This is a genomic window from Priestia sp. FSL W8-0001, assembly GCF_038050335.1.
GTDB lineage: Bacteria > Bacillota > Bacilli > Bacillales > Bacillaceae_H > Priestia > Priestia flexa.
Genome location: NZ_JBBPAL010000001.1, coordinates 3,591,198 through 3,615,022 on the forward strand (window position 1 = coordinate 3,591,198; position 23,825 = coordinate 3,615,022).

13 protein-coding genes, 20 tRNA genes and 2 rRNA genes are annotated in these 23,825 nt (G+C 40.8%); 2 read left to right on the forward strand and 33 right to left on the reverse strand.

Annotated elements, in window-relative coordinates:
* Positions 1 to 99: 99 nt before the first annotated feature.
* Entirely contained in the window at positions 100 to 1,458 is a 1,359-nt protein-coding gene (locus MKZ18_RS18880) for an IS1182 family transposase (protein ID WP_144594447.1), read from the forward strand.
* Between the two features lie 136 nt (positions 1,459 to 1,594).
* Here MKZ18_RS18880 and menC read toward each other — a convergent pair whose 3' ends face one another.
* The 6 genes from menC to MKZ18_RS18910 all read right to left on the reverse strand — a co-directional run bounded on the left by menC (position 1,595) and on the right by MKZ18_RS18910 (position 9,029).
* Positions 1,595 to 2,701 carry an o-succinylbenzoate synthase gene (menC, locus tag MKZ18_RS18885; protein WP_035321466.1) on the reverse strand — a complete coding sequence of 369 codons (1,107 nt, stop codon included), beginning with the start codon at positions 2,699 to 2,701 and terminating at the stop codon, positions 1,595 to 1,597.
* Positions 2,698 to 4,167: an o-succinylbenzoate--CoA ligase gene (locus MKZ18_RS18890; RefSeq protein WP_025911895.1), complete on the reverse strand. Its 1,470-nt coding sequence runs from the start codon at positions 4,165 to 4,167 to the stop codon at positions 2,698 to 2,700. The genes menC and MKZ18_RS18890 overlap by 4 nt, the downstream gene beginning before the upstream one ends.
* A gap of 62 nt (positions 4,168 to 4,229) precedes the next feature.
* Positions 4,230 to 5,048, reverse strand: a complete 819-nt coding sequence (gene menB / locus MKZ18_RS18895; RefSeq protein WP_025911893.1) for a 1,4-dihydroxy-2-naphthoyl-CoA synthase — start codon at positions 5,046 to 5,048, stop codon at positions 4,230 to 4,232.
* Entirely contained in the window at positions 5,045 to 5,869 is an 825-nt protein-coding gene (menH, locus tag MKZ18_RS18900; protein WP_061784910.1) for a 2-succinyl-6-hydroxy-2,4-cyclohexadiene-1-carboxylate synthase, read from the reverse strand. Before menH ends, menB begins: the two co-directional genes overlap by 4 nt.
* A gap of 3 nt (positions 5,870 to 5,872) precedes the next feature.
* Positions 5,873 to 7,621, reverse strand: coding sequence for a 2-succinyl-5-enolpyruvyl-6-hydroxy-3-cyclohexene-1-carboxylic-acid synthase (gene menD / locus MKZ18_RS18905; protein WP_061784909.1), 1,749 nt, complete (start codon positions 7,619 to 7,621; stop codon positions 5,873 to 5,875).
* Positions 7,608 to 9,029: an isochorismate synthase gene (locus MKZ18_RS18910; protein ID WP_144594113.1), complete on the reverse strand. Its 1,422-nt coding sequence runs from the start codon at positions 9,027 to 9,029 to the stop codon at positions 7,608 to 7,610. Before MKZ18_RS18910 ends, menD begins: the two co-directional genes overlap by 14 nt.
* 368 nt (positions 9,030 to 9,397) lie before the next feature.
* Between MKZ18_RS18910 and MKZ18_RS18915 the strand changes: the two genes are divergently transcribed.
* Entirely contained in the window at positions 9,398 to 10,141 is a 744-nt protein-coding gene (locus tag MKZ18_RS18915) for a TraR/DksA C4-type zinc finger protein (protein ID WP_061784907.1), read from the forward strand.
* A 398-nt stretch (positions 10,142 to 10,539) separates the two neighbouring features.
* Here the strand turns inward: MKZ18_RS18915 and MKZ18_RS18920 are convergent, their stop codons facing one another.
* The 27 genes from MKZ18_RS18920 to MKZ18_RS19050 form a co-directional block, all read right to left on the reverse strand.
* Positions 10,540 to 12,951: a glycogen/starch/alpha-glucan phosphorylase gene (locus MKZ18_RS18920; protein WP_061784906.1), complete on the reverse strand. Its 2,412-nt coding sequence runs from the start codon at positions 12,949 to 12,951 to the stop codon at positions 10,540 to 10,542.
* Between the two features lie 13 nt (positions 12,952 to 12,964).
* A complete protein-coding gene (gene glgA, locus MKZ18_RS18925) occupies positions 12,965 to 14,395 on the reverse strand; it encodes a glycogen synthase GlgA (RefSeq protein ID WP_025911887.1) in 1,431 nt (476 codons plus the stop codon).
* Positions 14,392 to 15,417, reverse strand: a complete 1,026-nt coding sequence (locus MKZ18_RS18930; RefSeq protein WP_340842034.1) for a sugar phosphate nucleotidyltransferase — start codon at positions 15,415 to 15,417, stop codon at positions 14,392 to 14,394. The genes glgA and MKZ18_RS18930 overlap by 4 nt, the downstream gene beginning before the upstream one ends.
* Before the next feature lie 31 nt (positions 15,418 to 15,448).
* Complete coding sequence (locus tag MKZ18_RS18935) at positions 15,449 to 16,591, reverse strand: glucose-1-phosphate adenylyltransferase (protein ID WP_061784904.1); 1,143 nt, start codon at positions 16,589 to 16,591, stop codon at positions 15,449 to 15,451.
* Positions 16,542 to 18,476 (reverse strand): 1,4-alpha-glucan branching enzyme, encoded by a 1,935-nt coding sequence (gene glgB, locus MKZ18_RS18940; RefSeq protein ID WP_061784903.1) that lies wholly within the window; start codon positions 18,474 to 18,476, stop codon positions 16,542 to 16,544. Before glgB ends, MKZ18_RS18935 begins: the two co-directional genes overlap by 50 nt.
* A gap of 199 nt (positions 18,477 to 18,675) precedes the next feature.
* Positions 18,676 to 18,747, reverse strand: a tRNA-Glu gene (locus MKZ18_RS18945).
* Between the two features lie 15 nt (positions 18,748 to 18,762).
* Positions 18,763 to 18,853 (reverse strand) — tRNA-Ser (locus tag MKZ18_RS18950).
* A gap of 7 nt (positions 18,854 to 18,860) precedes the next feature.
* A tRNA-Asn gene (locus MKZ18_RS18955) sits at positions 18,861 to 18,935 on the reverse strand.
* A gap of 8 nt (positions 18,936 to 18,943) precedes the next feature.
* Positions 18,944 to 19,020, reverse strand: a tRNA-Ile gene (locus tag MKZ18_RS18960).
* 4 nt (positions 19,021 to 19,024) lie between these two features.
* Positions 19,025 to 19,098: transfer RNA gene (locus MKZ18_RS18965), tRNA-Gly, on the reverse strand.
* A 9-nt stretch (positions 19,099 to 19,107) separates the two neighbouring features.
* A tRNA-His gene (locus MKZ18_RS18970) sits at positions 19,108 to 19,183 on the reverse strand.
* An 8-nt stretch (positions 19,184 to 19,191) separates the two neighbouring features.
* Positions 19,192 to 19,267 (reverse strand) — tRNA-Phe (locus MKZ18_RS18975).
* 9 nt (positions 19,268 to 19,276) lie between these two features.
* A tRNA-Asp gene (locus MKZ18_RS18980) sits at positions 19,277 to 19,352 on the reverse strand.
* Positions 19,353 to 19,356: 4 nt separating this feature from the next.
* Positions 19,357 to 19,433, reverse strand: a tRNA-Met gene (locus MKZ18_RS18985).
* Positions 19,434 to 19,453: 20 nt separating this feature from the next.
* A tRNA-Ser gene (locus MKZ18_RS18990) sits at positions 19,454 to 19,546 on the reverse strand.
* A 12-nt stretch (positions 19,547 to 19,558) separates the two neighbouring features.
* Positions 19,559 to 19,635, reverse strand: a tRNA-Met gene (locus MKZ18_RS18995).
* Positions 19,636 to 19,658: 23 nt separating this feature from the next.
* A tRNA-Ala gene (locus MKZ18_RS19000) sits at positions 19,659 to 19,734 on the reverse strand.
* Between the two features lie 5 nt (positions 19,735 to 19,739).
* Positions 19,740 to 19,816 (reverse strand) — tRNA-Pro (locus tag MKZ18_RS19005).
* A gap of 4 nt (positions 19,817 to 19,820) precedes the next feature.
* A tRNA-Arg gene (locus MKZ18_RS19010) sits at positions 19,821 to 19,897 on the reverse strand.
* Between the two features lie 9 nt (positions 19,898 to 19,906).
* A tRNA-Leu gene (locus MKZ18_RS19015) sits at positions 19,907 to 19,995 on the reverse strand.
* A 12-nt stretch (positions 19,996 to 20,007) separates the two neighbouring features.
* Positions 20,008 to 20,082 (reverse strand) — tRNA-Gly (locus MKZ18_RS19020).
* 16 nt (positions 20,083 to 20,098) lie between these two features.
* Positions 20,099 to 20,184, reverse strand: a tRNA-Leu gene (locus tag MKZ18_RS19025).
* A 16-nt stretch (positions 20,185 to 20,200) separates the two neighbouring features.
* Positions 20,201 to 20,276: transfer RNA gene (locus tag MKZ18_RS19030), tRNA-Lys, on the reverse strand.
* A gap of 5 nt (positions 20,277 to 20,281) precedes the next feature.
* Positions 20,282 to 20,357, reverse strand: a tRNA-Thr gene (locus MKZ18_RS19035).
* A gap of 10 nt (positions 20,358 to 20,367) precedes the next feature.
* Positions 20,368 to 20,443: transfer RNA gene (locus tag MKZ18_RS19040), tRNA-Val, on the reverse strand.
* 12 nt (positions 20,444 to 20,455) lie between these two features.
* Positions 20,456 to 20,571: ribosomal RNA gene (gene rrf, locus MKZ18_RS19045) — 5S ribosomal RNA — on the reverse strand.
* 137 nt (positions 20,572 to 20,708) lie between these two features.
* A 23S ribosomal RNA gene (locus MKZ18_RS19050) occupies positions 20,709 to 23,643 on the reverse strand.
* Positions 23,644 to 23,825: the final 182 nt, after the last annotated feature.

The following is a 23,825-nucleotide window of genomic DNA, read 5'->3' on the forward strand; positions in this document are numbered from 1 at the left end:
AAGTGGATTTCAGACTGTAGACAAACTGGAAGAAATCCAGTTTGCCTACAGTCTTTTTTATTTTACAATGGAAGTACTACATAACTTGAGGTGATTGACATGCTTTCGAAACATAATCCCATTCAACGAGATCAATTAGAAATGATTACGTTAAATCAATTGGTACCGGCCAGCCACTTGGTTCGTAAAATAGAGGCAGCACTTGATTTTTCGTTCATCTATGACTTGGTGAAGGACATGTATTCAGAAATCGGTCGTCCCAGTATTGATCCTGTCATCTTAATTAAATTGACCTTCCTTCAATACACGTTTGGAATCCGGTCCATGCGCCAAACGATTGAACAAGTGGAAACCAATATGGCCTATCGCTGGTTCCTTGGGTATGGTTTCCACGATAAAGTGCCTCATTTCTCTACGTTCGGAAAAAACTATGAACGCCGTTTTAAAGATACCGATCTGTTTGAACAGATTTTCTATCGCATCTTAAAGGAAGCTGCCGAGAAAAAGCTAATCAGTGCCGAGCACGTTTTCGTGGATTCGACCCATGTTAAAGCGAGTGCGAACAAACGCAAATTTGAAAAGAAAGTCGTTCGCAAAGAGACACGCGCGTATCAGGAACGCCTTCAAGAAGAGATTAACCAGGACCGGGAAGATCACGGAAAAAAACCATTTCCTCCGGACAAGTTTGAGAAGGAAGAGAAGAAAGAAATCAAAGAAAGCACCACCGATCCAGAGAGTGGTTACTATGTGAAGGATGAACGGACGAAGCAGTTCGCCTATTCTTTTCACGCAGCCGCGGATCGTAACGGTTTTGTGCTTGGCACCATGGTCACACCTGGCAACACACATGATAGTCAGATTTTAGAGCCATTGGTCGGAAAGGTCATCGAGAGAGTCGGAAAGCCTGAAGCGGTCGCCGCAGATGCCGCGTACAAAACTCCTGCGATTACCCGTTACTTATTGGAACAGGGGATGACCCCTGCCTTGCCATACACACGACCACGTACGAAAAAAGGTTTTTTCCGAAAACATGACTATGTGTATGACGAATACTTTGACTGTTATCTTTGCCCGGCAGGTGAGATCTTGGCCTACTCGACAACGAATAAAGAAGGATATCGGGAGTACAAATCGCCAAAACAGATTTGTGCGACATGCCCATTTTTAGCCAGATGTACGGAGAGTAAAGACCACCAGAAAGTGGTGACGCGTCATATTTGGCAGGAATACGTAGAAGAGGCAGACCATCTTCGCTATCACGCAGAGGTGAAAGAGATTTATGCCAAACGTAAAGAAACCATTGAGCGTGTATTCGCAGATGGAAAAGAAAAGCATGGCATGCGTTGGACAACGTTAAGGGGACTTAAAAAATTGTCGATGCAGGCGATGCTTACTTTCGCTGCCATGAACCTGAAGAAGATGGCCAACTGGACGTGGCAAGGTCCAAAAATGGCCTAAATGATGAACTCGAAGAGGTCTGTCTTTTTATTAAATAGCTTCAAATCCCATAAAAAGCTAAAAAGGGGTTCGGAATGAGACCATTCCGAATCCCTTTTGTCGACAAACTGAAATCCACTTTTAAAGTGGATTTACATTATGCATATGTTTTTTGATATGTGGAAACTTTATTTAAAAATATCCTATCCACCCGATAGCCAATGCCTGGTTCTTTTGGCACATGAATTAACCCATCATCCACTTCTACTTCTGGAAGAATGACATCTTTGTTCCAATAGCGTGAAGAAGCTGAAATGTCTCCAGGTATCGTGAAATTCTCTAATGAAGCTAATGCAATATTATGAGCTCTTGATATACCCGATTCCAGCATTCCCCCTACCCATAGTCGAACATTACTTTTCTGGCACAAGTCATGAATTCGTTTTGCTTCTGTTAAGCCGCCTACCCGTCCAACTTTTACATTAATAACTTGACAGCTCCCTAACTCAATTGCTTTTCTAGCATCATCATAAGACACAATGCTTTCATCTAAGCAAACGGGCGTGCGTAGCTGCTGTTGTAAATGACGGTGATCGATAATATCACTAGAATCTAATGGCTGTTCAATCATCATAAGGTCAAATTCATCTAGCTTTTGAAGCAAATTCAAATCATTTAAGGAGTAAGCAGAGTTTGCATCTACCATCAGCGGCAGTTTTGGATAATGATTTCTAATTTGCTTAATAAGGTCATAATCAGCTCCAGGCTTAATCTTTACTTTAAAACGTTTATATCCAGCTTTCAAGTGTTCATCTATTTTATGAACCATCTTATGAATATCATCGAGTCCAACTACTACACCAGCTTCTACAGCTTCTTTTGTGCCACCAAGAGCTTGAGATAGAGACTTATTGTTCTTCTTAGCAAACAAATCCCACACCGCACAATCTATTGCTGCTTTACTCATATGGTTTCGCTTAATCGGATTAAATATTTCCTGTAGGTCTAAAGGCGTCGTTAATCGCTTTCCAATTAAAGCCGGAAGTAAAAAATCATTGAGCATATGAAAGCACGTTTGGATGGTTTCTTCTGTGTACCAAGGAGTTGAAAATGCTACCACTTCTCCCCAGCCTGCTTCACCGCTTATATCTTCTACTTCTAAAAGAAGCAGTTCTCGATTTGTCACAGTTCCATAACTAGTTGAAAACGGTGATAATAGGTTCAATTCAATAGCATGAATGGTTGCTTTATGGATTTCAATCATAGTTGACGCCCCTGTTCTATACGCTGAGGTAATTTTCGTCTAATAATTTTATTGGAAGCGGTTCTTGGTAGATCATCAACAATAAAATAATACTTTGGTACTTTATAATTGGCTAACATCGACTGACAATATGCCTGTAACTCTTCTTTTTTTATTGGCGATGTAACTACTAAAAAAGCTGCTGGAACTTGTCCCCACTGTTTATGAGGCAGCCCTGTAACCCCGGCTTCTGCAATAAGTGGGTGCTTTAATAGAGTGCTCTCAATTTCTGCTGGATAGATATTTTCTCCACCTGAAATAATTAAATCTGATCTTCTATCTAATACGTATAAAAATCCATCTTCATCAAGTTTGCCGATATCTCCTGTATAAAACCAACCATTTTTTATTGCTTTGTCTGTTTCTTCTGGTTTATTAAGGTACCCAGACGTTACGTTAGGGCCTTTCACAGCAATTTCACCTTCTATACCATTCATTACTTCCTCACCGTTAGCATTTACAATCTTAAGCTGGCAAGGCATCAGGGGCTTTCCTGCAGATCCAAGTTTTTGAATACTATCTTCTGGAGCTAACGTTACAAACTGAGAAGAAGTCTCTGTCATGCCATACGTCTGGTAGACAGGGATTCCTTTCTCTATACAGTCGTCCAAGAGAACTCTTGGCACGGGACCTCCTCCTGCTAACATGCAGCGAAATGATTCAGGATATTTTCTGCCACCTAGTTCCTTTAACATTTGGGTCAGCATCGAAGTTACGACCGACATAATGGTCACACCTTTTGTTTCAATAGCAGCGTTTGCTTGTATAGCTTCAAACTTTGAGTGTAATACAATTCTCATCCCATAAATAACATTTCTCATTAAAATAGAAAAACCGCTAATATGAAACAAAGGCACAGCAACGAGCCAGCAGTCATTTGTCTGAAGTCCAAGGTTTAGGGATGACCCAGTAGCACTCCACCAGTGATTTCCATAAGACTGCATAACTCCTTTTGGGTTACCTGTAGTACCTGACGTATACATAATTGTATACGTATCATTTAAATCATACTGAGATTGAAGCACAATTTCTTTTTCGTGTCGATAGATAAGGTCTTGTAGCTGAATTAGTTCTGTTCCTGAAAGCAGTATGGTTTCTTCATAACTCTCATCCACAACAAGAAAGTTCGCTTTTGCATCGCTACATTGATACTGAATCTCTTGCTGCTTTAAACGCGTATTGAGTAATAGTGCTTTTGCTCCTATATAAGCTAAAGCATGAATTAATTCAATATATTCTATTCGGTTCTTCATATATATAGCAACTGTGTGACCTTTTTTTATCCCATAGCTCGCTAATTGAAAAGCTCGCTTCACCACTCGTTTATGCAGCTGTAAAAATGTAATCGATTCCGCTGCTAAGTCCACCGCAACTCGGTTAGGTGTTACTTTCGCTCGTTGACTTAACCAATTAGGTAACAAATTCATGCTTCTATTCTCCTTTCCATAGAAAAAACAGCTTGATGAATGTCATCAAGCTGTTTTGAGCATTATGGGAAACGTGGGAACTGTTTGAAGTCTGGGTTGCGCTTTTCTTTGAATGCGTCACGACCCTCTTTTGCTTCATCAGTTGTGTAATATAAAAGCGTAGCGTCTCCAGCAAATTGCTGTATACCAGCTAATCCATCTGTATCAGCATTAAATGCAGCTTTTAAGAAACGTAGAGCTGTTGGGCTCTTTTCTAACATTTCTTCACACCATTTAATTGTTTCTGCTTCTAGCTCTTCTAATGGTACAACAGTGTTAACAAGTCCCATTTCAAGTGCCTCTTGCGCATTGTATTGACGGCATAGATACCAAATTTCACGCGCTTTTTTATGACCAACAATACGCGCTAAATAGCCTGAACCATATCCAGCGTCAAAGCTTCCAACTTTTGGACCCGTTTGGCCAAAAATTGCATTATCTGCAGCAATTGTTAAGTCACATACGATATGTAAAACATGACCTCCACCGATTGCATAGCCTGAAACCATCGCAACAACTGGTTTTGGAATAACGCGAATTAATCGCTGTAAGTCTAATACGTTTAAGCGAGGAATTTCGTCTTCCCCTACATAACCACCATGCCCGCGTACTTTTTGGTCTCCACCAGAACAAAATGCTTTGTCTCCAGCACCAGCTAGCACAATTACACCAACGCTTGAATCATCACGCGCATATGCAAAAGCATTAATTAATTCCATTACCGTTTTTGGACGGAAAGCATTTCGTACTTCTGGACGATTAATTGTAATTTTTGCAATTCCATTATATGTTTCATACAAAATATCTTCATAATTACGTTGAGATACCCATTCAACTGTCATCTTTCTTCCTCCTCATGTTGTGATAAAAACTCACTTACTATTTTACCAAAAATTCTTGGTTGTTCCACATGAATTGCGTGGCCAGTGTTTAAAACAACTTTATACCTACAAAATTTGAGCTGGTTAGACATGTCTTTTGCGATTTCACAAAATTTCTGATCAAGTTCACCTGTAATTAACAGGACAGGAAGCAACAAGGTATGTAACTTCTCCCAATAAGATTGTTGAGCTCCAGTTCCCATACCAATTAGACTATTTGCTAACCCGAGCTTACATTGAGCCAACCTCTCTTGACGAACTAGTGCTTGATCTTTTTCAGGCATGCGCTTTTGAGTTTTAAACATGGGGATGCTTTCCCAGTAGTCCACAAACTTCAACACACCTTGCTCCCTAATGAACGCAGCTAATTCTTCATCAGCAGCTTGCCTTGCCATTCGCTCCGGCTGTGTTTTTAAGCCCGGTGATCCACTCTCTAGAATGAGCGCTTTCACTCGTTCTGGATAATGAATGGAAAATGCCAACGCTAGACGCGCTCCCATTGAATAGCCAAGAACAAAGGCCTTTTCAATTCGGAGCCTATCTAGAAGACTTACAATAACGTTCATCATCTGAGTCATTTTATATGGAGCTACATCGCTAGGGGAATCTGTCTTTCCATGTCCAATAATATCAATTGTAATAACCTCATAATAACGTGCCCAAGACTTCGTAAATGTACTCCAAGTTTGAGAGGAACCTGTAAAGCCATGCAATAACAAAAGGGGAGTTCCTTTCCCTTGTACTTCAACATGGTACGAAACATCTTCATATCTATAATACATCTCTTATTCCTCAAATTCAGACAAATTTATTACCTGGGAAACGTCACTCCAGATTTCACGATGTATTTCGACATTTTCTTTGCGAGCTGTTGGCACTTCAATAATGTGCAAGCCACCCTCTTTAAACGAAGCTTTTAATGCGCAGTGAAGCTCATCTGCTGTATAGGCTCTACTAAATGTACCCTCATATAACTTTGCAGCATGTTCAAACTGTAGACCTGTTGGCGTACCGAATAAAAACTCAAAATGCTTCTCTTCTTTTGACTGAGGTAAAAATGAAAAGATTCCCCCGCCATCATTGTTAATGAGCACGACTGTTAAGTTAAGATTATGCATTTTAGCAGCGAGCAAGCCGTTTAAATCATGGTAAAAAGATAAGTCCCCAATTAAAAGTACAGTATGTTCATATTCCGTGCTAACACCTAAAGCTGATGAAACAACACCATCAATGCCATTAGCACCGCGATTTGCAAATAAGTGAATTGGTTTATCTGTCGCAAAGAAAAACGAATCTACATCTCTTATTGGCATTGAGTTGCCAATAAACAAAGCCGAATTAGCTGGTAAAAGCTTTGATAGTTCCTGTACAATGCTACCTTCAAACCACTTATCTTGTAAGTTGATTTTTAACGAATCCTTAACCTGCTTATTTAATTCAATCCACTTTTCACTCCATGAATTAGAAGATTTCTTACTTCCTATATACTTTGGTAATTCACGAGCGAATAGCCCTTCGTTGCACTGAATCATATGCGTTGAGCGAAGTGTAGGATCTCGCCATCCATTACTTTCATCTACTACAAAAACAGCTTTTGGCTCATACGCTTTTAAAAATAAAGTCAAACCCTTTGATACAGGCATGGCACCAAACCGAATGACAACTTCTGGCTTCAATAGCGGTTGAATTCCTTCTTTTTTCAAAAAAGAATCGTACGTATCGATAACGAGATTTTTAGCATGATCACCGCTTCTCATCTGCGAGAGTGGATCCGCAATAATTGGAAATTGAAGATAATTTGCTAACTCTACAATAGCCTGTTTATCTTCCCCCTTTAGCTGATCTCCACATATGATCAAACCTTTTGTTTCGTCTTTTATGAACTGACCAATATGCGCAAAAGCTTGACTAGAAAGCATTGGATTTCCCTTATTAAACGAAACGTACGAGTTGTCACGCTCATGTAAGCTCCATAAATTTTCTAAAGAAAGATTTGGAACAATTGGTTCACGAAGCGGCATGTTAATATGAACAGGACCTTTTGGAGCACCAGCTGAAACGCTAACAGCTCTTCCAGCCACAGTTCGAATATAACGAATTGCCTCTTCCGCAGCTTCTGGTAAAGCTGTATCCACAAACCACTTTGCATAATGACTAAATAAGTATTGTTGATTAATTGCCTGTGGAGCTCCTACCTCACGCAGTTCATGCGGACGATCTGCCGTAATGACAAGTAGAGGAACCCTTGAGTGATGTGCTTCGACAACTGCTGGAAAATAATTTGCAGCAGCTGTTCCAGATGTACAAACAAGCGCAACAGGCTGATTTTTTGCTTTTGCCATACCTAAAGCAAAAAATCCAGCCGAGCGCTCATCAATATTTAAATGAACTTTTATCTTTTCATGCTCAGACATTAACATAGCAATCGGTGTTGAGCGAGAACCAGGGCTTACCACAACATGATTTACACCTAATTTAGCTAGTTCGTCTACAAAAGCTGCTACGTAAGCAGTTAACTGATCAGTATGGTCCACTTGCTATACCCCCTAAAGCTGATAGCATTGGATTAAATTTAATCGTTGTTTCTTCGTATTCACTCTCAGGTGTCGAATCTGCTACAATCCCACACCCTGCAAAAAGCATCGCTTGTTGTCGTTCAATTACACCTGAACGAATCCCAACAATAAACTCTCCGTTACCGTTAATATCAATCCACCCAATTGGAGCTGCATACCATCCACGATCGAACGGCTCTAACTTTCGAATAATGGACAAGGATTCTTTTTGCGGATATCCTCCTAGAGCAGGTGTTGGGTGGAGCTCTTTCAACAGAGAAAACAATGTCACATCTTTCTTGATTTTACCTCGTACAGGTGTATAGAGATGTTGAATATGCTTCGTTTTATACAATGTTGGCTGCATAGGTATTTCTACTTCCATACAATAGGCGTCCATTGCTTCTTTAATCATATGCACGACCACGTCATGCTCAATTAAATTTTTTTGGTCATTTAAAAGCTCATCACCTAGAAGCGCATCTTCTTTACGTGTTTTTCCTCGCTTAATGGAACCCGCTAAACAAGTTGAAAAAACATAGTCTCCTTCTTTCTGCACCAAACGCTCTGGAGATGCACCAACAAAATGTTGGTTTTCATTCTCAAAAATGAAGGTGTAGCTTGTAGGCTGCTCTCTCAGTAAACGCTGAATAACGTACTCTGTCGAAATTGCTTCAGTAAATGTTGCTTTTAACTGTCGAGCTAGCACGACTTTTTCAATTTTTTCTTGTTGAATTAAGGAAGTAGCATTTTGAACATTTTTTGTAAACCTTTGTACATCAATTTCTTCTTTTGTTAATAGTAAAGGTGATGAGTAGCTACTGCCATCATACTCTTGATTTATTAACAATCCTTCAAGCTCTTCAATGTGCTTAAGGTGATCTTGTATATTGTCTTCACCACTTACTTTAATGTTTATACTTAGATACCCATTTCCATCTGCCTCTGTATACAGAACAGAAGGAATTACAAATTTACTATTGGAAAAATCCGTCCAATAGCTGTCCTTTTTTTGATAAGGATCAAATGAGAATCCTCCAAAAAGCAGAGGACCTGTACCATTTGGAAATTCTACGTTATTTGTATATAAAATATCTTTTTTAAAGCGCTTCCATTGTTTTTCTGTATCAAAAAAACGCGCAGACCCTTCTTTGGAAGACAGCGTATAAGCTCTTCCTAACCCAACGAATGTGTACTGTTGGTTCGGATCTCTCCAAAAGAAACGTTCTTTACAAAACTGTCTATAGCCGTTTGCATAAAAAATAAGGGGGTCAATAGGTCTTACTTTTTTGACTACGCTGACAAGTTTTGTATTACTTTCATTTCTGGCACATTCAATTGCCTTTGATAAATGATCATGTATTAACTGTTCAGTTATTGCAATCACACTACGTCCCCCCGTTTATAATCTCGTAAGTCTTTAACCAATTTATTATAAACTTTCGTTGTAAAAAAATCTAGTTTGACAACTGAATTCCTTTGATAAGATTGTATCATATCTCATCAGAAGTTAACGAGTTTGTGCTCTTGGTTTCTGCGTTACGTGATATAACTACGGAAAGTATCAACTCTCCTTCATCATTGAAAGTATCTACCACCTAGTTTTTCCATAACTAATGGAAGAAGTCATTACACATTTCATCATAAATGCCAATCATTTCACATGTGAAACACGATAGAGCTTAATTTTTTTAAATCATTTAACACATAATAATGTGGAATTGAGTAATTCAAGGGAAAAGGGAGAGAATTTTTATGATTTCCAACAAGCAGCTAAACCAATTAAGGGACGTATTATTAACTGAGCAGGAAAACTTACTAAACCAGTTAAAAGATAATAATGATTTTGGATTAACATCCCAAAGTTTACATGATTCAACAGGGGAGTTATCAAGTTATGATAACCACCCTGGAGATATGGCGAGTGAAATTTATGAACGGGAAAAAGACATTGCATTATATGAACATACACGGGAAGAGCTAGAGGAAATTAAGACTGCTTTAAATGCGATGGAGGCAACCACATATGGAAAATGTAAAACATGTGGGAAGGATATTAGCTTTGAACGACTAGAAGCAGTTCCTACCACGTTGTATTGTAAAGAGCATAGTCCATCTCAGGAAACATCACACCAAAGACCTATCGAAGAATTAAATCTTCGTCATCCATTTGGACAATACGACCTGGACACTTCCGGAGCAACTGAATATGACGCAGAAGATTCTTGGCAAGACGTAGAGAGGTATGGAACGTCTGAGTCCCCATCTGATTTTGAAGGAGATATTTCTTCTTATAACGACACATATATTGAGCATGACGAAAACGTCGGTTATGTAGAAGACTATGAGAACTTTGTAGGTACTGATTTATATGGAAAAGAAATTGTTGTCTATCCGTCCAAGCAGCATGAAGAGTATGAGCAAAGCTTAGATGAAGAAGGCATCATGACCACTTTTGGTGACCTCCCTTCTCACGAGAAAGAACATTATACAGATTAACAGGAGTAGCGTAATACTCCTGTTTTTTTATGTTGAATATACCTTTAAGGGAATTTCTTAAGTGGTGACAATAGATAAAAGAGTTTGGGACATAACAAAATGATTGCTTCTAAGAGACGAACAATAGCTGTTCCAATCTTTTTGATTTGTCTGAACACGTTCGTTCCATTGCGCTACGGCCACTCGCTTTCCGCGGGGAGGAACCTGAGCTTCCTCGGTGCGCTGCGGGATCTCAGTTTTCCCTCTCTTTCCCGCAGGAGTCGAGTGTCCTACGCTCCATTCCCCCTGTTTCCAACATTGTTTTCACAATCAACCAAAAAACCTGAACGATTAAAAGTTATGAACTCTCAATCGTTCAGGTATAGTAGAGGCTGAACTACTTATGTCTCAGTCTCTTTTTAGTATGATAATATTTGTTTTGATGAATTAATCTCCCAAATTTCCTTTGCATATTCTGATATTGTGCGATCACTAGAGAAATAACCTGATTGAGCAATGTTTAACGCACTCATTTCAAACCACTTGTCTTTGTCACCATATGCTTGATTTACTTTTTCCTGTGCTTGAACGTAGGACGCAAAGTCTCTCAGTACATAGTATTCATCATTTTGCATTAACAAAGAATCATAAATTGGCTCAAATAAATCATAAGTATTCTTAAAAAAGCCGTTTATAAGCTGCTCTAACACTTTTTTGATTCGCTGGTCATGATGGTAATAATCAAATGAACGATACCCACCGTTTTGTTGATAGTGTAGAACTTCCTCGGATGATAAGCCAAAGATAAACATATTATTTTCTCCAACAACTTCCGCAATTTCTACGTTTGCTCCATCCATTGTTCCAACGGTTAAAGCACCGTTCATCATGAATTTCATATTCCCTGTTCCTGATGCTTCTTTACTAGCAGTTGAGATTTGTTCACTAACATCCGCTGCTGTAAACACATCTTCAGCTAAAGAAACACGGTAGTTTTCGAGAAAAACAACTTTTAAAAACGGCGATGTGACGGGATCACTGTTTACTACATCAGCCACTGAGTTAATTAACTTAATAACCTTCTTAGCATAATAATATCCTGGGGAAGCTTTTGCCCCAAAGATAAACGTTCTCGGTACAATTTTAAAGTTAGAATCCTCTTTTAAACGATTGTACAGGTACATAATATGAAGTACATTTAGCAACTGTCGCTTATAAGCATGCAGTCTCTTCACCTGCACATCAAAGATTGATTGTGGATTTATTTCAATACCAGTTTGCTTTTTGATAACTTCGCTTAAAATATCTTTTCGCTGTTGCTTTACTTTTTTTAATTGGTCTTTAAAATTTTTATCTTGAGCATAAGGTTCCAACTGTTTTAATGCGTAAGGGTTTTTCACCCATTCATCACCAATGGTTTCATTGAGAAGTATTGATAATTCTGGATTCGCCTTTAACAGCCATCGTCTATGAGTAATACCATTTGTTTTATTAATAAATTTCTGTGGATAGAAATCAAAGAAGTTTTTCATTTCTCGCTTTTTCAAAATATCGGTGTGTATTTTAGCTACACCGTTTACTTTATGGCTGCCTACAATAGCTAAATGAGCCATTTTCACCATATCATGTGCGATAATTGCCATATCCTCAATTCTTTTCCATTGATAAGGATATCGTTTCCACAACTCTTCACAAAAGCGCTGGTTAATTTCTTCCACAATCATATAAATGCGAGGAAGAAGTGGCTTAAATAAATGAATTGGCCATTTTTCTAAAGCTTCAGATAACGTTGTATGATTCGTATATGAGATTGTCTGTGTAGTAATATGCCAAGCATCATCCCAGCTAAGCTTTTCCTCATCTAATAGAATGCGCATAAGCTCTGGTATAGCTAATACAGGGTGAGTGTCATTAATATGAATAGCTACTTTTTCATGTAGATTGGCAAGCGTCCCGTATACGATACGATGTGAACGAACAATACTTTGCAAACTAGCTGATACAAGAAAATATTGCTGCTTTAACCTTAAAATTTTACCATCTTCATGGGTGTCATCTGGATATAAAAATTCAGAGACTGCTTCCGTTTCTCTTTTATACTGCATTACGTCTTTATGTACTGGAAATGAGGCAGGTTCTGCATTCCAAAGTCGAAGCGTATTCACTGTAGTCGTGTCATAACCTACTACAGGAATGTCGTACGGCACAGCTAAAATAGACTCTCCGTTAATATGTCGAAATGCTAGTTTGCCATTATCACTGTAATATTCAACGTCTCCCCAGAAGTTCACTTCAATGGATTGATCAACTTTCCTCACTTCCCAAGAGTTACCGTGGCGAAGCCATTGTTCAGGTAACTCTACTTGAAAGCCATCCACAATCTTTTGATCGAATAACCCATGCTTATATCGAATTCCACATCCATGCCCTGGTAAATTTAAAGAGGCTAAAGAATCTAAAAAGCAAGCAGCTAACCGGCCCAATCCACCATTCCCTAACCCAGCATCTGCTTCAATTTCCTCAATCTCTTCTAGTGAAATATTTAAATCCTTTAACCCTTCTTCAACTACTTCTTTTATTCCAAGATTAAGTAAGTTTTGTCCTAATAGCCTGCCTAATAGAAATTCAATCGATAGATAATACACTTGTTTTGAGTGATTTGATCTCTGAGCCTCATTAGTAGCAATCCAATCACTACTAATATACTCTCTCACCATATTTCCTAACGTATGGTATTGATCTTGTACCGTCGATTCTTTGAAGCTTTTCCCATAAGTCATTTCTAACTTTTTTAAAAATACTTTTTGAAAGCTTTCTTTATTAGAGAACAAGCTTATCACCCTTTCAAGATGAAATAGATGTTAAGTTCGCATATAGTTGATTGTATTTAAATGCCGATTGCGCCCAGCTATAATCTTGACTCATAGCGTCTCGCATTAATTTCTCCCATACGTCCTTATCATTGTAAAAGGAAATTGCCCTTTCAATTGTGTAAAGCATATCGTGAGCGTTATAGTTTGCAAAAGTAAATCCGTTTCCTTCGTAGGTATACTCATTATACGAAAGGACCGTATCGTTTAGCCCACCTGTTTCTCTAACGATGGGTATTGCACCATAGCGTAACGCAATTAATTGACCTAATCCACATGGCTCAAACTTTGAAGGCATTAAAAATAAATCTGATCCTGCATACACTTTATGCGCTAGCGCTTCATTAAAACCAATAATTGCTTTTACCTGATTGGGATACTGAGATTCCATCTCTTTAAAAAATGATTCAAATTCTGCTTCACCTGTTCCCAGTATAACAACCTGCGCATCTAAACGAATTATTTCATGAAAAACATGCTTTACAAGATCTAACCCTTTTTGCTTTGTTAATCGCGTGACCATTGAAACAAGTGGAACATCATTTCTCACATCTAATCCAAGGTATGCTTGTAAATCTTCTTTATTCTTATACTTACCTGCTAAATCTTGAGCTGAGTAGTTAAATGCAATTAATTCATCATTTTCCGGATTATAGGCTTGGTCATCAATACCATTTACAATCCCTATCAAATCCTGGTCTCGTTGTCTTAGTAACCCATCTAACTTTTCACCATAATAAGGCATTTGGATTTCATTTCGATAAGTTGGGCTCACTGTCGTAATTTTATCCGCAGAGACAATGCCGCCTTTCATAAAATTTAAATTGCCATAAAACTCTAACTGGTTGGACGTAAAATGATACTCATTTAAGTTTAATAGCTCATATAAATTCTGCTTTGGAAAGATACCCTGAAATTGTAAGTTATGAATGGTGAATACTGTCTCAATATGGTCATACATACTATATTGTGCTCTTAATAGAAACGGAATCATGGCCGTATGCCAGTCATGACAATGAATAATATCCGGCTCATTTACTAGAGTTGGAATAGCCTCTAGTACCGCTTTGGAGAAAAAAGCAAAGCGCTCCGCATCATCATAATGACCGTACAGACTATCTCTTTTAAAATAGTATTCATTATCGATAAAAATGTACTGAGTACCATTCATTTCTAGCGTATAAATCCCACAATATTGTCTTCTCCAGCCAACTTGGACGTAGATCACTTTTTCTAGAGTCATCTGCTCACTGTACTTCTCAGAAATCAAGCTATACTTAGGCATAATCACGGACACGTTAGTACCCAACTGCTTCAATTCTTTAGGCAAAGCACCAGCTACGTCTGCTAATCCCCCTGTTTTAATAAAGGGTACACATTCTGACACTGCAAATAATACATTCACGAATTCATCAACGCTCCTTGAACTGTTCCTTTTGCTAATACTCTTGGTAGATTAGGTTCACCATTCAACTCTTCATGACTACCTATTTTTACATCTTTATCTAAAACAACATAGTTTAATACACTATTCTCAAGAATAGCTCCTTTTTGCATCACGATACTATTTTTAACAACTGCACCTTTTCCTATCTTTACTCCTCGGAAAATAATACTATTTTCCACATGCCCTTCAATAACGCAACCGTTAGCAATCATTGAATTTTTCACGACAGCTGTTTTTGCATAGCGTGTTGGAGGTTCATCTTTTGTTTTTGTATAGACTGGACGAGTTCTTAAAAATAGCTGCTTCCACGTTTCTGCAGATAAAATATCCATACTAGCTTTATAATAGGCTTCTAGCGAATCTACTTGAGAAAGGTACCCATTTTGCTCATACGTGATCACTTTCGAGGACGAAGAAAGATAGTGTACGAGCTCTGTAATCGTATCAAAGTCTTGGGTTTCATTTTGTAGGATATCAAGTAACGCTTTTTTATTAATAATGTATATATTTAGAGGTGTATTACCGTTCACTACTGACGTTACAACTGCACCTTGAGCTACATGACGCTTTAATACTTGGTTAAAATCAATGGTACAAATGGTATAGCTGTTTGCAATAATAACGTAATCTTGTTTACTTCGAAGGAAATAATCAATATGATAGCGGAATTGAGCAATTAGCGATGGGTCTTCTAATTTTAAATCGTTTTTTACAGGTGGAAAAATGAATAGACCATCTCTTTTTCGGTCTAAATCCCACTCCTTGCCTGAACCAATATGGTCGGTAAGAGCACGATAGCGATTTTTCGGAAATATAGCTACGCTTTGCACACCAGAATTAACCATGTTTGATAGCATAAAATCAATTAATCGGTAGCGTCCTGCAAATGGAACAGCCGCAATTGAACGATAAAAAGTTAATAGTTGTAAGGAGCTCGTAGTTGTGCAAGCATCAATAATGCCTAGCATTTGATTATTCAATGTAGTTCATCCTCTCTGTTAATTAAATGCGTTATGAAATGGACTCTAACAGTTCATTCGTCACTAAAATAACTTCTTCTTTTCCCTTGGTTGGCTTAATAATTGTTCCATCTGGAATAATTACGTCTGACGGAATAATAGCATTTTCAATATATACGTTTACGCCAACCTTTGCTGATGGCATCACAACGCTTCGCTTTATTTCTGAACCACTACCAATTTGTACACCTGGAAATAACACGGAACGTTCAATACTACCTTCAACTACGCAGCCTTCATTGACTAATGATTCTACGACGCATGCTGTTGGAGCAATGTATTGAGGGGGTTGACTCGGATTTACGGAATAGACCTTCCACGAAGAGTCAAATAAATTGAGCTCATCACTTTCATCTAATAAATCCATATTTGCTTCCCATAGACTCTTAACCGTTCCTACATCCTTCCAATATCCTTTAAATGGATATGCCATTAAACGCTTTTTCTCTTCTAACAATAGCGGAATGACATCTTTTCCGAAGTCATGACTAGAATAAGGGTTACGTGCATCCATTTCTAAATATTCTTTAAGAATATTCCATTTAAAAATATAAATACCCATAGATGCCAAGTTATTTTTTGGATACTGTGGCTTTTCATCAAATTCTTGAACTTCTAAGGCTTCATTTGTATTTAAAATTCCAAACCTACTTGCTTCATCCCAAGGAACTTCAATTACTGAGATAGATACATCTGCTTCTTTTTCAATATGATAATCTAGCATACTTTCATAATTCATTTTGTAAATATGGTCTCCTGATAAAATTAACACATACTCAGGCTCATACTGGCATAGGTAGTTTAGGTTTTCATAAATAGCGCTAGCAGTTCCTTTATACCACTTTACCCCTGATGACTCTGAATAAGGAGGTAATACAGTAACGCCTCCGTTTCTTCTATCTAAGTCCCAAGCGCTTCCAATACCAATGTAAGAGTGTAAGAGTAAAGGCTGGTACTGCGTTAAAATTCCAACTGTTTCAATCCCAGAGTTGGAGCAATTGCTTAGCGCAAAATCAATAATTCGATACTTCCCACCAAATGGAACAGCTGGCTTTGCTAAATTTTTTGTAAGCGAACTTAATCGACTACCTTTTCCTCCTGCCAACAACATCGCTACGCACTTCTTTTTTAACATTGTTTCTTCTCTCCCCCCGTTTTTTCTTTGTTCTCATGATGCTAATCCCAAAGGGTGGTACATCCATTTCAATATGAAATGGTAGACCATGAAATCCTTCTTCGATTACTTTTAAAGGTTTTGGGTTAACAACTCCAGAACCTCCAAAATCAACATGATCACTATTGATGACCTCAACATATTCTGTGTTTAGAGGAACACCTACTTTATATGCATGATATGGAACATCTGAGAAGTTACATACCACAACAAGCTTATCTTGACTATTTGTTGATGTTCGAATAAATGAAAAGATTTTTTGTTCTCGATTATTCACATCAATCCAAGAGAAACCCTCTTCTTGATGATCTAATTCATAAAGTGGTTTACTTCGTTTATAAATCTTAAGAAGTTCTTTGAAATAGCTATTTAAACTTTGGTGCATATCAAAGTCATATAGCTGCCAATCTAAATCACTTGCGTCTTTCCACTCATCAAACTGACCAAATTCTCCGCCCATAAATAGCAATTTTTTGCCAGGATGAGCAATAAAATAACCGTATAATAACCGAAGCTGTGCAAATTTCCTCCAATAGTCTCCAGGCATTTTATTTAACAATGATTTCTTTCCATGAACTACTTCATCATGAGAGAATGGTAAAATAAAGTTTTCATTAAAGGCATACATTAAAGAGAAAGTCATTTTTTCATGAAGATTTGCTCTTTGATGAATGTCGGCTTCCATATAAGTTAAAACATCGTTCATCCAGCCCATGTTCCATTTATAATTAAAACCTAGCCCACCGTCATATGTGGGAGCCGTAACTAATGGCCAATCCGTTGAATCTTCAGCCATCATTAAGATAGTCGAATCATAAGCAAAAACCGCCTCATTCAGCTTTCTTAAGAATTGAACAGCATATTGATTCTCAACCAATTCATGAGAATTTGGCCAATATAACATATTAGCAACAGCATCGACTCTAAAACCATCAATGTGAAAGTATTCTAACCAAAAAAGTGCATTTGATATTAAGAAACTTTGTACTTCCGGTTTACCTAAGTCAAAATTAGCCGTGCCCCATGTATAGTTTTCGCGATCTAATTCGTTCTTATATTCATACGTGGGTGAACCATCAAACATATATAATCCATGCGCATCTTTACAAAAATGCCCTGGAACCCAATCTAAAAGAACACCTATGCTGCTTTGATGACACTGGTCAATAAAATACATTAAATCATGTGGTGAACCGTATCGACTGGTTGCAGAAAAATAACCAGTTCCTTGGTACCCCCAAGATTTATCGAGCGGATGCTCAACTAGAGGTAATAGTTCGATATGAGTAAACCCTTGTTCTATTACATAAGGAATTAACTCTTCAGCTAACTCACGATACGTATATAGTTCACCATCCTCATGAACTTTCCATGAACCAGCATGTAATTCGTAAATACACATAGGCTTTTCATAAATAGTTTGTTGTTTCTTCTTACGTTTCCAATACTGATCTCCCCACTTGTACCCTTCTAAATAATAAATTTTAGAAGCAGTATCGGGTCTTACTTCACTATGAAAAGCATAAGGATCAGCTTTTAGTAGTTTTGTTCCATCACGAGTTGTAATTTCATATTTATAAATCATATTCTCTTCAAGATACGGAATGAATATTGTCCATATCCCTTCAGAATTTAATCGCTCTAGCCGGTGATTCAAACCGTTCCATTCATTAAAATCACCCACAATACTTACTGCAGAAGCATTAGGAGCCCAGACAGAAAAACGTACTCCCTCTGTGCTGTTTATTGTTAACTTATGTGCCCCAAAAAGCTTATAACTATGAAATAAATTTCCTTCGTGATAAAGATGGATGTCAAAATCAGTAGGTTGAACAGTCGAATTCAAAAATACCCCTCCTTGATAACAATTAACCTAGTAAATAAACCTTTCTTCTATCATTTCTATTATCTAATTTACATTCCATAAAGCAGCTGTTTTTTCCTTCTTTTCTGAATATTTTTACGAAAATAAAAAAACCATCTATTTATTAGACGGTTTTCAAATAAATAAAAAAGGTTTGCATAAATGCAAACCTTTTTAGATATGACCCGTACGGGATTCGAACCCGTGTTACCGCCGTGAAAGGGCGGTGTCTTAACCACTTGACCAACGGGCCATTATTAAAATTGACTGGCGGAGAAGGAGGGATTTGAACCCTCGCGCCGCTTACGCGACCTACACCCTTAGCAGGGGCGCCTCTTCAGCCTCTTGAGTACTTCCCCAATATAATGGCTCCACAGGTAGGACTCGAACCTACGACCGATCGGTTAACAGCCGATTGCTCTACCACTGAGCTACTGTGGAATAATAAATGGTGGGCCTAAGTGGACTCGAACCACCGACCTCACGCTTATCAGGCGTGCGCTCTAACCAGCTGAGCTATAGGCCCATTATGGAGCGGGTGATGAGAATCGAACTCACGACATCAGCTTGGAAGGCTGAGGTTTTACCATTAAACTACACCCGCTTAATTATATGGGGCGACTGATGGGAATCGAACCCACGAATGTCGGAACCACAATCCGATGCGTTAACCACTTCGCCACAATCGCCATATAGATGGTGGCTCGGGACGGAATCGAACCGCCGACACAAGGATTTTCAGTCCTTTGCTCTACCAACTGAGCTACCGAGCCTTTTTATAATGGCGGTCCCGACGGGAATCGAACCCGCGATCTCCTGCGTGACAGGCAGGCATGTTAACCGCTACACCACGGGACCACTTTGGTTGCGGGGACAGGATTTGAACCTGCGACCTTCGGGTTATGAGCCCGACGAGCTACCAGACTGCTCCACCCCGCGATAATTTGATAATAATATAATGGCGGAGGAAGAGGGATTCGAACCCCCGCGGGCTTTAACACCCCTGTCGGTTTTCAAGACCGATCCCTTCAGCCGGACTTGGGTATTCCTCCGTATATTATATATGGTAGCGGCGGAGGGGATCGAACCCCCGACCTCACGGGTATGAACCGTACGCTCTAGCCAGCTGAGCTACACCGCCATATTATCATAAATGTATTAAATTGGTGGAGCCTAGCGGGATCGAACCGCTGACCTCCTGCGTGCAAGGCAGGCGCTCTCCCAGCTGAGCTAAGGCCCCAGAAATGGTCGGGAAGACAGGATTCGAACCTGCGACCCCTTGGTCCCAAACCAAGTGCTCTACCAAGCTGAGCTACTTCCCGTTTATGGCGCGCCCGAGAGGAGTCGAACCCCTAACCTTTTGATCCGTAGTCAAACGCTCTATCCAATTGAGCTACGGGCGCTTATTAAAATGGTGCCGAGGGCCGGACTTGAACCGGCACGGTAGTCACCTACCGCAGGATTTTAAGTCCTGTGTGTCTGCCAATTCCACCACCCCGGCAGGACTTATTTGTGGAGCGGAAGACGAGGTTCGAACTCGCGACCCCCACCTTGGCAAGGTGGTGTTCTACCACTGAACTACTTCCGCGCATTATGAAATTAAATGGTGCGGGTGAAGGGACTTGAACCCCCACGTCGTAAAGACACTAGATCCTAAGTCTAGCGCGTCTGCCAATTCCGCCACACCCGCATGTGTGTATTTAAAATGGTGAGCCATGAAGGACTCGAACCTTCGACCCTCTGATTAAAAGTCAGATGCTCTACCAACTGAGCTAATGGCTCGAAAGTGGTGCCGGCAAGAGGACTTGAACCCCCAACCTACTGATTACAAGTCAGTTGCTCTACCAGTTGAGCTACACCGGCAACATATTCATGGTGGAGGATGACGGGATCGAACCGCCGACCCCCTGCTTGTAAGGCAGGTGCTCTCCCAGCTGAGCTAATCCTCCATTGATATAACAGCCTGGCAACGTCCTACTCTCACAGGGACAAAGTCCCAACTACCATCGGCGCTAGAGAACTTAACTTCCGTGTTCGGCATGGGAACGGGTGTGACCTCTCTGCTATCGCCACCAGACATATTATATTATACAACTTCTTTGAAAAAAAGCAAGACTTTTTTATCTTGTTCTCTCAAAACTAGATAACATTTCGCTGAGTACTAAGTTTACTGTCTAGCTACAGCTCCTAATTAGTCGCCTTCGCTTTTCTAATTTGGTTAAGTCCTCGATCGATTAGTATCAGTCAGCTACACACGTCGCCGTGCTTCCACCTCTGACCTATCAACCTGATCATCTTTCAGGGATCTTACTAGCTTGCGCTATGGGAAATCTCATCTTGAGGGGGGCTTCATGCTTAGATGCTTTCAGCACTTATCCCGTCCACACATAGCTACCCAGCGATGCCTTTGGCAAGACAACTGGTACACCAGCGGTGTGTCCATCCCGGTCCTCTCGTACTAAGGACAGCTCCTCTCAAATTTCCTACGCCCACGACGGATAGGGACCGAACTGTCTCACGACGTTCTGAACCCAGCTCGCGTACCGCTTTAATGGGCGAACAGCCCAACCCTTGGGACCGACTACAGCCCCAGGATGCGATGAGCCGACATCGAGGTGCCAAACCTCCCCGTCGATGTGGACTCTTGGGGGAGATAAGCCTGTTATCCCCGGGGTAGCTTTTATCCGTTGAGCGATGGCCCTTCCATGCGGAACCACCGGATCACTAAGCCCGACTTTCGTCCCTGCTCGACTTGTAGGTCTCGCAGTCAAGCTCCCTTGTGCCTTTACACTCTACGAATGATTTCCAACCATTCTGAGGGAACCTTTGGGCGCCTCCGTTACTCTTTAGGAGGCGACCGCCCCAGTCAAACTGCCCACCTGACACTGTCTCCCAGCCCGATCAGGGCTGCGGGTTAGAATTTCAATACAACCAGGGTAGTATCCCACCGACGCCTCCACCGAAGCTAGCGCTCCGGCTTCTCAGGCTCCTACCTATCCTGTACAAGCTGTACCAAAATTCAATATCAGGCTACAGTAAAGCTCCACGGGGTCTTTCCGTCCTGTCGCGGGTAACCTGCATCTTCACAGGTACTATAATTTCACCGAGTCTCTCGTTGAGACAGTGCCCAGATCGTTACGCCTTTCGTGCGGGTCGGAACTTACCCGACAAGGAATTTCGCTACCTTAGGACCGTTATAGTTACGGCCGCCGTTTACTGGGGCTTCGATTCAGAGCTTCTCCCAAAGGATAACCCCTCCTCTTAACCTTCCAGCACCGGGCAGGCGTCAGCCCCTATACTTCGCCTTGCGGCTTCGCAGAGACCTGTGTTTTTGCTAAACAGTCGCCTGGGCCTATTCACTGCGGCTCTCTCGGGCTATACACCCTACCAGAGCACCCCTTCTCCCGAAGTTACGGGGTCATTTTGCCGAGTTCCTTAACGAGAGTTCTCTCGATCACCTTAGGATTCTCTCCTCGCCTACCTGTGTCGGTTTGCGGTACGGGCACCTCCCGCCTCGCTAGAGGCTTTTCTTGGCAGTGTGGAATCAAGAACTTCGGTACTATATTTCCCTCGTCATCACAGCTCAGCCTTATGATGAGCGGATTTGCCTACTCATCAGCCTAACTGCTTGAACGCGCATATCCAGCAGCGCGCTTACTCTATCCTCCTGCGTCCCCCCATTACTCAAACGGCGGGGAGGTGGTACAGGAATATCAACCTGTTGGCCATCGCCTACGCTTTTCAGCCTCGGCTTAGGTCCCGACTAACCCTGAGCGGACGAGCCTTCCTCAGGAAACCTTAGGCATTCGGTGGACAAGATTCTCACTTGTCTTTCGCTACTCATACCGGCATTCTCACTTCTAAGCGCTCCACCAGTCCTTACGGTCTAGCTTCGCAGCACTTAGAACGCTCTCCTACCACTGACATCTAAGATGTCAATCCACAGCTTCGGTGATACGTTTAGCCCCGGTACATTTTCGGCGCAGAGTCACTCGACCAGTGAGCTATTACGCACTCTTTAAATGGTGGCTGCTTCTAAGCCAACATCCTGGTTGTCTAAGCAACTCCACATCCTTTTCCACTTAACGTATACTTGGGGACCTTAGCTGGTGGTCTGGGCTGTTTCCCTTTTGACTACGGATCTTATCACTCGCAGTCTGACTCCCACGGATAAGTCTTTGGCATTCGGAGTTTGACTGAATTCGGTAACCCGTTGGGGGCCCCTAGTCCAATCAGTGCTCTACCTCCAAGACTCTCACAACGTGAGGCTAGCCCTAAAGCTATTTCGGAGAGAACCAGCTATCTCCAGGTTCGATTGGAATTTCTCCGCTACCCACACCTCATCCCCGCACTTTTCAACGTGCGTGGGTTCGGGCCTCCATTCAGTGTTACCTGAACTTCACCCTGGACATGGGTAGATCACCTGGTTTCGGGTCTACAACCACATACTAAACGCCCTATTCAGACTCGCTTTCGCTACGGCTCCGTCTCTTCAACTTAACCTTGCATGGGATCGTAACTCGCCGGTTCATTCTACAAAAGGCACGCCATCACCCATTAACGGGCTCTGACTACTTGTAGGCACACGGTTTCAGGTTCTCTTTCACTCCCCTTCCGGGGTGCTTTTCACCTTTCCCTCACGGTACTGGTTCACTATCGGTCACTAGGGAGTATTTAGCCTTGGGAGATGGTCCTCCCAGCTTCCGACGGAATTTCACGTGTTCCGCCGTACTCAGGATCCACTCAAGAGGGAACGAAGTTTCAACTACAGGGTTGTTACCTTCTTTGACGGGCCTTTCCAGACCTCTTCATTTACCTCGTTCCTTTGTAACTCCGTATAGAGTGTCCTACAACCCCAAGAGGCAAGCCTCTTGGTTTGGGCTAATTCCGTTTCGCTCGCCGCTACTCAGGAAATCGCATTTGCTTTCTCTTCCTCCGGGTACTTAGATGTTTCAGTTCCCCGGGTCTGCCTTCAATATCCTATGTATTCAGATAAAGATACTGCTCCATTACGAACAGTGGGTTTCCCCATTCGGAAATCTCCGGATCAAAGCTTACTTACAGCTCCCCGAAGCATATCGGTGTTAGTCCCGTCCTTCATCGGCTCCTAGTGCCAAGGCATTCACCGTGCGCCCTTTCTAACTTAACCATTAGCGAATAAATGGTGCAACTTGCGTTGCGTTATTTATTGGTTTGATTAAAGAAAAGTTTCACTTTTCCTCAGCTATTACTGTTATCTAGTTTTCAAAGAACAATCGCACTCAAAATTCTTCTTATTAGATAAGAAGAAAGTGATGTACTTTCTATTAAATGAGAGATTGAACTCTCAAA